At 66.4% G+C, this 11,498-nt stretch carries 9 protein-coding genes; 3 read left to right on the top strand and 6 right to left on the bottom strand.

Features of this window, described 5'->3' with window-relative positions; translation table 11 throughout:
• The first annotated feature begins 25 nt into the window (after window positions 1-25).
• Entirely contained in the window at window positions 26-562 is a 537-nt protein-coding gene (locus BMX93_RS00550; protein ID WP_177170001.1) for a GNAT family N-acetyltransferase, read from the top strand.
• 71 nt (window positions 563-633) lie between these two features.
• Here BMX93_RS00550 and uvrA read toward each other — a convergent pair whose 3' ends face one another.
• Window positions 634-3,555, bottom strand: a complete 2,922-nt coding sequence (gene uvrA, locus BMX93_RS00545; RefSeq protein ID WP_091966583.1) for an excinuclease ABC subunit UvrA — start codon at window positions 3,553-3,555, stop codon at window positions 634-636.
• 95 nt (window positions 3,556-3,650) lie between these two features.
• Here uvrA and BMX93_RS00540 point away from each other — a divergent pair, with 95 nt between their 5' ends.
• Window positions 3,651-4,433 (top strand): maleylpyruvate isomerase family mycothiol-dependent enzyme, encoded by a 783-nt coding sequence (locus BMX93_RS00540; RefSeq protein ID WP_245725641.1) that lies wholly within the window; start codon window positions 3,651-3,653, stop codon window positions 4,431-4,433.
• A complete protein-coding gene (locus BMX93_RS00535) occupies window positions 4,430-5,029 on the top strand; it encodes an MBL fold metallo-hydrolase (protein ID WP_091966581.1) in 600 nt (199 codons plus the stop codon). Before BMX93_RS00540 ends, BMX93_RS00535 begins: the two co-directional genes overlap by 4 nt.
• Before the next feature lie 71 nt (window positions 5,030-5,100).
• Here BMX93_RS00535 and BMX93_RS00530 read toward each other — a convergent pair whose 3' ends face one another.
• The 5 genes from BMX93_RS00530 to rpsA all read right to left on the bottom strand — a co-directional run bounded on the left by BMX93_RS00530 (window position 5,101) and on the right by rpsA (window position 11,408).
• Window positions 5,101-6,093, bottom strand: coding sequence for a TerC/Alx family metal homeostasis membrane protein (locus BMX93_RS00530; RefSeq protein WP_091966579.1), 993 nt, complete (start codon window positions 6,091-6,093; stop codon window positions 5,101-5,103).
• A gap of 179 nt (window positions 6,094-6,272) precedes the next feature.
• Window positions 6,273-8,306 (bottom strand): excinuclease ABC subunit UvrB, encoded by a 2,034-nt coding sequence (gene uvrB / locus BMX93_RS00525; RefSeq protein ID WP_425438724.1) that lies wholly within the window; start codon window positions 8,304-8,306, stop codon window positions 6,273-6,275.
• Between the two features lie 135 nt (window positions 8,307-8,441).
• A complete protein-coding gene (gene coaE / locus BMX93_RS00520) occupies window positions 8,442-9,050 on the bottom strand; it encodes a dephospho-CoA kinase (protein WP_091966575.1) in 609 nt (202 codons plus the stop codon).
• A 3-nt stretch (window positions 9,051-9,053) separates the two neighbouring features.
• A complete protein-coding gene (locus BMX93_RS00515) occupies window positions 9,054-9,830 on the bottom strand; it encodes a nucleoside phosphorylase (protein WP_091966573.1) in 777 nt (258 codons plus the stop codon).
• A 129-nt stretch (window positions 9,831-9,959) separates the two neighbouring features.
• On the bottom strand, window positions 9,960-11,408 hold the full coding sequence (gene rpsA / locus BMX93_RS00510; protein WP_091966571.1) for a 30S ribosomal protein S1: 1,449 nt from the start codon (window positions 11,406-11,408) through the stop codon (window positions 9,960-9,962).
• Window positions 11,409-11,498 lie beyond the last annotated feature (90 nt).

The following is an 11,498-nucleotide window of genomic DNA, read 5'->3' as shown; positions in this document are numbered from 1 at the left end:
AGCTCACGTCAAGGAGTTGATCACGATGCTGCGCTGGCCATTTCCGCAGTCATGCCTGACTGCCGGCGATCTGCGCCTGGAGCGCTGGGATCCGGGCCGCCACGCGGCGCCGCTGTGGAATGCCCTTCAGGATCCGGCGATCTTCGAATTCGCCCCCAAAGGACCGGCGGCCGATTCGGAGGAACTGACTCACCGGATGGGGAAACGCCCCGGTGGCCGGGAGCGCATTGCCTGGGTGGTGTTCATGGGTGACGAGGTGATCGGTACGACGAGTCATTTCCGCGCCGGCGAGGATGTCGAGATCGGAGCCACCTATATGGTGCCGCAGACCTGGGGTACCGGCGTCAATAGACGGGTCAAGCGAGTCATGGTGGACGTGGCACGCGAGAACGGCTGCTCCGGAATCGTCATGCGCGCTGACGACATGGATCGCCGCGCGAACAAGGCGATCATCGGGCTCGGCGCCGAGTTCACCCACAAGTGCGTCGAGCAGATGCTGCGCCCCGACGGCAGCCAACGCGTCAGCCGGCTCTACCGGCTGGACAACGACACGGTGGTGTGAGGGCGGGGTGTGAGGCGGGCGGCTCGCCGAGCAGCACCGCGTGCCGGGCGGGCGAGGCCCGGGCCGGTGGATCAGGCGACATCCACCTGCTCGGGCACGCCGCCCAGTTCGCCGGCCCCCTCGGGCTGGCGGGCCTGCCCGTCCGTGCGGCTCAGCACTTCGGCGAGGTAGTGCCCGGTGTAGGAGCCGGGTTCGGCCGCCACCTGCTCGGGTGTGCCCTCGGCCACCACCGTGCCGCCGCCCGACCCGCCCTCCGGGCCCATGTCGATGACCCAATCCGCCGTCTTGATGACATCGAGGTTGTGCTCGATGACGACCACCGTGTTGCCGGCGTCGACCAGTCGGCCCAGGACGATGAGCAGCTTGCGGATGTCCTCGAAGTGCAGGCCAGTGGTGGGCTCGTCGAGCACATAGAGGGTGCGTCCGGTGGACCGCTTCTGCAGCTCGCTGGCCAGTTTCACCCTCTGCGCCTCGCCACCGGACAGGGTCGTGGCCGGCTGGCCGAGCCGGACATAGCCGAGTCCCACCTCGACCAATGTCTTGAGATGACGGTGGATGGCCGGGATCGAGGAGAAGAACTCGGCGGCTTCCTCGATAGGCATGTCGAGGACCTCGGCGATGTTCTTGCCCTTGTAGTGCACGTCGAGGGTCTCGCGGTTGTAGCGAGCGCCATGGCAGACCTCGCACGGCACGTAGACATCGGGCAGGAAGTTCATCTCGATGCGGATGGTGCCGTCGCCATAGCAGTTCTCGCAGCGTCCGCCCTTGATGTTGAAGCTGAACCGCCCTGGCTGGTAGCCGCGCACCTTCGCCTCGGGTGTCTGGGCGAACAGCGCCCTGACCTTGTCGAAGACGCCGGTGTAGGTAGCCGGATTGGATCGTGGGGTGCGCCCGATCGGTGACTGATCGACGTGGATGACTTTGTCGATGTGTTCGGCACCGGTGATGGAGCGGTGCTTGCCGGGCACTGCCTTGGCTCCGTAGATGCGCCGGGCCAATGCCGTATAGAGGATCTGGTTGACCAGGGTGGACTTGCCCGAGCCCGAGACGCCGGTGACGGCGATGAACTGTCCGAGCGGGAAACGCACATCGATCTTGCGCAGGTTGTTCTGCTGCGCCCCGTGAACGGTGATGGCCTTGCCGTTCGGGGTGTGACGCTCGGTGGGCACCTCGATGCTCCGCCGCCCGGTGAGATAGGCCCCGGTGATCGACTCGCGACTGGCGAGCAGATCGGCCAGGGTGCCGCAGACGACCACCTTCCCGCCATGCTCTCCCGCTCCTGGCCCGATGTCGACGATCCAGTCGGCTGCCCTGATGGTGTCCTCGTCGTGCTCGACGACGATGAGCGTATTGCCCAGATCGCGCAGCCGCTGCAAGGTCTCGATGAGACGCCGATTGTCCCGCTGGTGCAGGCCGATGCTCGGCTCGTCGAGCACATAGAGCACCCCGGTGAGCCCGGAGCCGATCTGGGTGGCCAGCCGGATGCGCTGTGCCTCGCCGCCCGACAGGGTTCCCGCCGGGCGCGAGAGCGTGAGGTAGTCCAGACCGACGTCGAGCAGGAAGCGCAGCCGTTCGCGGATCTCCTTGATCACCCGCTCGGCGATCTGCTTCTCCCGCTCGGTGAGGTCCAGCCGGTCGAGCATGGTGAGGTTCTCGCGGATGGACAGCTCGCAGATCTCGGCGATATTGCGTCCGCCGAGCGTCACGGCGAGGGAGGCGGGCTTGAGTCGTGCGCCCTTACAGGTGGAGCAGGGGATCTCGCGCAGATAGGCACCCCAGCGATCGCGTGCCGAATCCGTCTCGGCCTCGTCGTAGCGGCGCCGGACATAGGGCAATACCCCTTCATAGCGCTGGGTGTAGGTGCGGGTGCGCCCGAAACGATTGCGGAAGTGCACGTAGACCGGGTTGTCGTAGCCATGGAGGATGAACGCCTGGACGTGGCCGGGCAGATCGCGCCAGGCAGCGTCGACATCGAAGCCCTCGGTCTGGGACAGTGCCTCGAAGACACGGTCGTAGTGGCTCTTCACGGCTGGGGTGGACCATGGGGCGATGGCACCCTGGGAGAGGCTGAGACCCTCGTCGGGGACGATGAGGGTGGGGTCGACCTCGAGCTGGGTGCCCAGACCCGTACAGGCGGGACAGGCCCCCCACGGCGAGTTGAAGCTGAACTGGCGCGGCTCGAGCTCATCGATCGCGATGTCATGTCCGTTGGGGCAGGCCATTGATTCGCTGAAGCTGCGGGCACGATCGGCCGATTGCGGATCGCGGTCGACGAAGTCGACGACCATCACTCCCTTGGCCAGGCCCAGGGCGGTCTCGACGGAGTCGGTGATGCGCTGCTTGGCGTTGTCCTTGACGACGACCCGGTCGACGACAACGTCGATGTCGTGCTTGCGCTGCTTGTCGAGGGCAGGCACCTCACCGAGCGGGGTGACATCGCCATCGACCCGCACCCGGGCATAGCCGTCGGAGACCAGCTGACGGAACAGTTCGGTGTACTCGCCCTTGCGGCCGCGCACCACCGGGGCGAGCACCTGGAATCGGGTGCCTTGCGGCAGATTCATGAGCCGGTCCACGATCTGCTGGGGCGTCTGGCGGCTGATGGATGCGCCGCACACCGGGCAGTGCGGATGCCCGATCCGGGCGTAGAGCAACCGGAGGTAGTCGTAGACCTCGGTAATCGTGCCCACCGTGGAGCGCGGATTGCGGCTGGTCGACTTCTGGTCGATGGACACCGCCGGCGACAGGCCCTCGATGAAATCGACCTGTGGCTTGTCCATCTGGCCGAGGAACTGGCGGGCATAGGCGCTGAGCGACTCGACATAGCGGCGCTGTCCCTCGGCGAAGATGGTGTCGAAAGCCAGCGACGACTTCCCCGATCCGGACAGCCCGGTGAACACCACCAGCTTGTTGCGCGGGATGTCGAGACCCACATTGCGCAGATTGTGCTCGCGGGCCCCGCGGATCACCAGATGGTCACTCACGCACACCATGGTAGAGAGCGCCTGTGACAGATCTGCGCATCCGAGTGCTGCGCGACGTCCGACCTCAGGGTACGGTCAAGCGGGTGGACACATGAGTCGGCCGCGTGGTCGACTGGCCTGCGGAACTGGGGGTGATCGCCGTGCCGGACGTCGACGACCAAGTGCGTCTGCCGGGCGCCGGTGATCTCCGCGAAGTGCGCCGCCGCAAGCTCGAGGCCACCCAGCGGCTGCTCGGCGACACCATCGCGATCGACGAGGCGGCCTGGCAGCAGCCCAGCCTGCTTCCGGGGTGGACACGGGCTCACGTCGCCAGTCATCTGGCCCGGAACGCCGATGCGCTGTCGCGGATCCTCGACGGCCGCTACCGGGGCGTCACCTCCCCAATGTATGTCTCACAGAGCGAGCAGATGTATGACATCGAACGCGGCTCCGAACGCTCGGGGCTCGACCTCCAGATCGATCTGGACACCTCGGCCGGGCGACTGCATCGCGGTCTGGACGCCCTGGAGAGCAGCGGTGGCGCAGAACTGGTCGAGCTGACCCCCACCCGGCTGTTGCGCGCCGACCTGCTGCCGCTCGCGAGGCTACGCGAGGTCGTCCTGCACCACATCGACCTGGACACCGGGTTCACCATCCAGGACATCGACGACGACATCGCCCGGTGGGTCCTGGAGTGGACCTGCTATTGGATCGGCGACGCGCCCGGGATACCGGCGATGCAGATCGAATCGACCTCGGGATTCCACATCAGGCTCGGTCCTCCCGGCCGTCCGGTGCCGGTCGGCGGAACCGATTCCTTGCTGCTCGGCTGGCTCACCGGCCGCATGCCTCCCGGGGACACCGCGGCCCGGCGCCTGCCCCGGCTGCCGGAGGGCTGGCGGGCATGACAGTCCACTACTCGTGCCTGAGCGTCGGCCCCATGGACAACAATGCCTATCTGCTGGATGACGGTGCAGGGCACCTCGGCCTCATCGACGCCGCCGCCGAGCCCCAGCGGCTGCTTCGGTGGCTGGCGGGCCGGGAGCTGGACTGGGTCGTCACCACGCACCGCCACGAGGACCACATCGGCGCGCTGGCCCAGATCGTGGCGCGCACCGGCGCGCGGGCGCTGTGCGGAGCTCCCGACGCCGGCTCGATCGAAGGGCGCACCGGGGTTCGCTGCGAGCCGGTGTGGACCGGTGACCATATCGGGATTGGCGCAGCACAGCTCGAGGTGATCGGCTTGGTGGGCCATACGCCGGGGTCGATCGCCCTCGTGGCGCCGGGCACCCCTACCACCTTGTTCACCGGGGACTCGCTGTTCCCCGGAGGGCTCGGGAAGACGGCCGGGCCACAGCAGTTCGCCAGCCTGTTCGCAGGGGTCACCACCACATTGTTCGACCGTTTCCCCGACGATACGGTGGTCGCACCCGGACACGGCGCTGCCACCACGCTCGGGGCCGAACGCCCGAGCCTGGAGCAGTGGCGTCGGCGGGGCTGGTGAGCACCCCGAACCACCGGCCCACTGGTGAGCACCCCGAACCACCGGCCCACTGGTGAGCACCGCGAGGCCGTTCAGGCCACTGGGCGCTCACGCCGCGCATCCGCCCGCATCTTGATGACGCTGGCGAGCGTGGTCGAGACGAGGATGACCACGATCACCAGCAGCGAGATGCCGGTGGAGATGTCGAGGTCGAAGCCCAGATGGTGGTCCCAGCCGTAGTGGTGCCCGGCGTGCGCAATGAGCTTGAGACCGATGAAGGTGAGCAATACGGACAGGCCGAGCGGCAGGTAGACCAGCCGGTTGAGCAGGTCCCCGAGAAGGAAGTACAGCTGGCGCAGTCCCATGAGGGCGAAGACATTGGCGGTGAAGACGATGTAGGGCTCCTGGGTGAGCCCGTAGATGGCCGGAATCGAGTCCAGCGCGAACATCACGTCGGTGGTGCCCAGCGCAACGACGACGAAGAACAGCGATGTGGCGAGCAGTTTCCCATTGCTGCGCACGAAAATCCTGTCCTCGCGAAAATCTCCGGTGCTCGGTACGGCGCGCTGGATCCAGCGCATCACCGGACCGCCGACCGCCTCGTCCACTTCCTCCTCGGAACTGCCGCGCAGGTGGTCGCGCACCAGATTGACGGCGGTGTAGATGAGCCAGGCCCCGAAGACGAAGAAGATCCACTCGAGCCGTGCGATGAGCGCTGCGCCAAGCCCGATGAAGATGCCTCGGAAGACCAGCGCCAGCATGATGCCGACGAGCAGCGCGAACTGCTGGCTGCGTCGGGGAACCTTCAGCTTCGTCATGATGATGAGGAAGATGAACAGATTGTCCAGCGAGAGGCTGTACTCGGTGAGCCAGCCGGCGAAGAACTCCCCCGCTGGACCTGGCCCGGAGATGATGTGCAGCCCGAGGCCGAAGGCAATGGCGGCCGCGACATACAGGGCGACGAACACGAGGCACTCGCGGATCCCCGGCACATGGGGCCGACGGGCCAGTAGCACGGCATCGGCGATGAGCACCGCCAGCATGACGACGATAGTGACGATCCAGACGAACGGTGTGATCTGCAAGACATCTCCCCACAGGCAGCTGAGGTCTCTTCCCTCCGGCGCACAACGGCCGGAGCGCAGCGCCGGATCACCGATCGTGACCGTCGTGACGACGACTGCGAGTGCGGAGTACTCCCCCCAAGGGTGCTCATTGTGTCACTGCCGGAGGAAGTGCTGCACCGGCTGCCCCACGACACGACTCAGCGGGCGGCCTCGACCATGCCCCGCAGCTCCTTCTTGAGATCGGAGATCTCGTCGCGCAGACGTGCGGCCAGCTCGAAGTGCAACTCAGCGGCGGCACCATGCATCTGATCGGTGAGATCCTGGATGAGTCCCGCCAGCTCGGTGGCCGGCAGGTTCTTTGCGACACGGTCGCCAGAAGCCGGGACGGCTGTGACGCGATGCCCGTCCGGCGCCGAGGCGGCCATCAGCGCAGCGGTGTCGGCGTCCTCGCGGGCCAGCATGTCGGTGATGTCGGCGATCTTCTTGCGCAGCGGCTGAGGGTCGACACCGTGCTCGCGGTTGTAGTCGATCTGGATCTGACGGCGCCGGTTCGTCTCGTCGATCGCCTTGGCCATCGAGGCCGTGATGGTGTCGGCGTACATGTGGACCTGGCCCGAGACATTGCGCGCAGCACGCCCGATGGTCTGGATGAGCGAACGGTCCGAGCGCAGGAAGCCTTCCTTGTCGGCATCGAGAATGGCGACCAGGCTGACCTCGGGCAGGTCGAGGCCCTCGCGCAGCAGGTTGATGCCCACCAGGACGTCGTATTCGCCCATCCGGAGCTCGCGGAGCAGCTCCACGCGACGCAGGGTGTCGACCTCGCTGTGCAGATAGCGGGTCCGTACGCCCTTCTCCATCAGGTATTCGGTGAGATCCTCAGCCATCTTCTTGGTCAGTGTGGTGACGAGCACCCGCTCATGGCGCTCGGTGCGCGCATGGATCTCACCCAGCAGATCGTCGATCTGACCGTGCGTGGGCTTGACGATGACCTCCGGGTCGACGAGTCCGGTCGGGCGAATGATCTGCTCGACCACGCCGTTGGCTCGCGCCAGTTCGTAGGGCCCGGGAGTGGCGGACAGGTAGATGGTCTGGCCGATCCGCTCGGTGAACTCCTCGAAGCGCAAGGGCCTGTTGTCCATGGCGCTGGGAAGGCGGAAGCCGTGTTCGACGAGGGTGCGCTTGCGGCTCATGTCGCCCTCGTACATGCCGCCGATCTGCGGCACGGTGACATGCGACTCGTCGATGACCAGCACGAAGTCCTCGGGGAAGTAATCGAGCAGGCAGTTCGGCGGGGTGCCGGGACCGCGCCCGTCGATGTGGCGCGAGTAGTTCTCGATACCGGCGCAGGTGCCGATCTGGCGCATCATCTCGATGTCGTAGTTGGTGCGCATCCGCAGCCGCTGGGCCTCCAGCAGCTTGTTGTCCTTCTCGAGTTCGCCCAGCCGCTCGCTCAGCTCCTCCTCGATCTCGGCAATCGCCCGCTCCATGCGCTCGGGTCCGGCCACATAGTGCGAGGCGGGGAAGACGTGGACCTGCTCGTCCTGGGAGAGAATCTCGCCGCTGATGGGATGCAGCGTCGTGAGCGCCTCGATCTCGTCGCCGAAGAACTCCACTCGCAGCGCGTTCTCCTCGTACATCGGGAAGATCTCCAGGGTGTCCCCGCGCACCCTGAAGGTGCCGCGGGTCGCGGCGATGTCGTTGCGCACATACTGCATCTCGACGAGCCTGCGCAGCAGTTCGTTGCGCTGCCACTCATCTCCCACTGTGAGGGTGACCATCCGGTCCACATATTCCTGGGGGGTGCCCAGCCCGTAGATGGCGCTGACGGTGGCGACGACGATGACATCGCGCCGGGTGAGCAGCGAGTTCGTGGCACTGTGGCGCAGTCTCTCGACCTCCTCGTTGAGGCTGGAGTCCTTCTCGATGTAGGTATCGGTCTGCGGGATGTAGGCCTCGGGCTGGTAATAGTCGTAGTAGCTGACGAAGTACTCGATGGCGTTGTCGGGGAAGAAGCCCCGCAGCTCGGTGGCGAACTGCGCGGCCAGCGTCTTGTTCGGCTGCATGACGAGCATCGGGCGCTGAAGGCGCTCCGCCAGCCAGCCGACGGTGGCGGTCTTGCCGGTTCCGGTGGCGCCCAGCAGCACGACATCCTGCTCGCCTGCCTTGATGCGCTTCTCGATATCGTCGATGGCGCGCGGCTGATCCCCGGAGGGCTGGAAGTCGGCCTGCATCGTGAACGGCGCGACTGTCCGCTGGATGGATTCGACGGGACGCATATCGTGAGCCTATGCGGTGCCACCGACACAATCGGCGCGGCCGGCTGCCGCATGGGGATCGCCCGATCAGGCCGGCGGGTGGCCGAGTGCTCAGGTGCGGGAGGAACGGCGAACCAGGCTGTGCCACAGGGCATCGACCTGATCGCGGGTGTGCTGTCTGGTTCCCGCGTTGTCGATGACCACATCGGCAGCCGCGAGGCGGATCGGCCGGCCGACCTGGGACTCGATCCGGGCGCGGGCGCCGGCTTCGTCGAGCCCCTCACGTTCGACGAGTCGCCTCAGCTGCAGCTCTTCGGGCACGTCGACCACGACCAGCAGGTCGAAGTCGCCGGCCTGACCCGATTCGATGAGCAGTGGGATGTCGTGGACCACCACCGCATCCTCGGGCATCCGGGCCTCGGCCTCGGCGGCAGCCCGGCGCACCAGCGGATGCACGATGGCGTTGAGCTCCTCGAGCGCCGACGCATCCTCGAAGACGATCGCAGCGAGGCGGTGCCGATCCAGACTGCCATCCGCGGCGAGGACAGCTCTCCCGAAGCGCCGCACGAGCGCTGCCAGGCCGGGCGTGCCGGGCTCGACCACCTGCCGGGCCAGCACATCGTTGTCGATGACGACGGCGCCGTGAGCGCGCAACATGCCCGCCACCAGGCTCTTGCCGCAGGCGATGCCCCCGGTGAGACCGACCCGCAACGCCGGCATCGCTCAGGCAGGAATCGTGGACATCGCCGACAGGGCGAGATCGAGTGCCATGCCCCGCGACCCGCGTCCCCAATCGCGGACGTCGTGACCGGCGGGGTCCGCGAGGCTGTCGGCGGTATAGAAGAGCTGGGCGAACTGCGCACCGCGCAGCGCGGCGCAGGCCGCCATCGCGGAGCACTCCATGTCGACGATCGCGCAGCCCTCGGCACGCCGGTGGCGGATCATGGCCAAGGTCTCGCGATAGAAGGCGTCATTGGTCCACACCGGGGCGCTCGTGGCCCGGTAGCCGGCTCTGGTCACGGCGCTCACCAGATGCTCGCGCAGCTGCGCGTCGAGATCCAGCCAGCGCGATGCCTTGAGATAGTGGTAGCTGGTGCCCTCGTCGCGCAATGCCTTGGCCGGCACCAGGAGCTCCCCGGCCGGTAGATCCTGCAGGGCTCCGCACGAGCCCACAGCGATCGCCTTGGCCACTCCGTGGCGGAACAGGAAGTCGGTGACCATGACGGCTGCCGGCGCGCCGACCGGCATCATCGTCAGGGCGAAATCGCCGGCCTCATCACAGTCGCGGTACACCGGATAGATATTGCCCACGAAGTCCAAGGTGTCGATGACCGGCAGCTTGCGCCGGTGGGCGTAGTCACCGACGGCCTCGCCCAGGAAGGCGAGGAGAGCGCGGCTCGGAAACAGATCTGCCGGATATTTCTCCACCTCACCGTCGCCGATGAGATCCATCGGGTCGTCGTCCCGCTCGAGGATCGGAACGAACTGGGTGTGCAACACTGCGGGCCTCCTGGCTCGGCGCGGACGTGGATCGATGTGGGTGAAAATATCAGCAGGCCGATGCCCAGGAACGAAGGGCCCCGGACGAATACGCCCGGGGCCCTTCACTGCATGCGCTCAGCTCGCGGCTCAGTGACTTCCGGACAGCCGGTCGCGCAGGGCCTGAAGCGCCTCGTCGGAGGCCAGCGAGCCCGAGGTGGGCTCCTCGGGGGCGGCAGAGTAGCTGGCGGTCGGCTCGACCGCGGCCTGCTGATCTGCCTGCTCGGCCTCGGAGGCCTGCTTCTTCAGCGCGAGCCAGCGGGTCTGGGCCTCGGCGTACTGGGCCTCCCAGGCAGCCTGCTGCTCCTCGTAGCCCGGCTTCCACTCGTTGGTCTCCGGATCGAAGCCCTCGGGGTAGATGTAGTTGCCGTTCTCGTCGTAGTTGGCTGTCATGCCGTACAGCGAGGGATCGAAGTCCTCGGCGGCCACATCGATGCCCTCGTTGGCCTGCTTCAGCGAGAGGCTGATCCGGCGGCGTTCCAGGTCGATGTCGATGATCTTGACCATGACCTCGTCGTTGACGCTCACGACCTGCTCGGGGATCTCCACGTGGCGCTCGGCCAGCTCGGAGACGTGCACCAGGCCCTCGATACCCTCCTCGACGCGGACGAAGGCGCCGAAGGGAACGAGCTTGGTGACCTTGCCGGGCACAATCTCACCGATCTGGTGGGTGCGGGCGAAGACCTGCCAGGGATCTTCCTGAGTGGCCTTGAGGGACAGCGAGACACGCTCGCGATCCATCTCGACGTCGAGCACCTCGACGGTGACCGGCTGACCGACCTCGACGACTTCGCTCGGATGGTCGATGTGCTTCCAGGACAGCTCGGAGACGTGCACCAGGCCGTCGACGCCGCCGAGATCGACGAAGGCGCCGAAGTTGACGATGGACGAGACGACGCCCTTGCGGATCTGGCCCTTCTGCAGTTGCTGCAGGAAGTTGTGCCGGGTCTCGGACTGGGTCTGCTCCAGCCAGGCACGCCGCGAGAGCACGACATTGTTGCGGTTCTTGTCGAGCTCGATGATCTTGGCTTCGAGTTCCTGGCCCACATAGGGCTGCAGGTCGCGCACTCGGCGCATCTCGACCAGGGACGCCGGCAGGAAGCCGCGCAGGCCGATGTCGACGATCAAACCGCCCTTGACCACCTCGATGACAGTACCGGTGACGACACCGTCCTCTTCCTTGACCTTCTCGATCGCGCCCCAGGCGCGCTCGTACTGAGCGCGCTTCTTGGAGAGGATGAGCCGGCCTTCCTTGTCCTCTTTCTGCTGAACGAGAGCCTCGATCTCGTCCCCGACCTTCACGACGTCGAAGGGATCGACATCGTGCTTGATGGACAATTCCTTGGACGGAATGACGCCTTCCGTCTTGTAGCCGATGTCGAGGAGGACCTCGTCGCGATCGACCTTGACGACGGTTCCGGCAACAATGTCACCGTCGTTGAAGTACTTGATGGTGGAATCGACCGCAGCCTCGAAGGCTTCCGGGGTTCCGATGTCGTCGATTGCGACCTTGTTGGAGGCCTCAATGGAGGAGGTCATGTAGTTAGGGCTCCGATGTTGGACGAGTTGTATGGTGGCGCACAGTGCCGGCCCGGGCAGCACGAAGCCACCGTCGACGCCACATACTCC

The sequence above is a fragment of the Propionibacterium cyclohexanicum genome, assembly GCF_900111365.1.
Taxonomy (GTDB): Bacteria; Actinomycetota; Actinomycetes; order Propionibacteriales; family Propionibacteriaceae; genus Propionibacterium; species Propionibacterium cyclohexanicum.
This window is presented reverse-complemented; position numbering and strand designations above follow the sequence as displayed.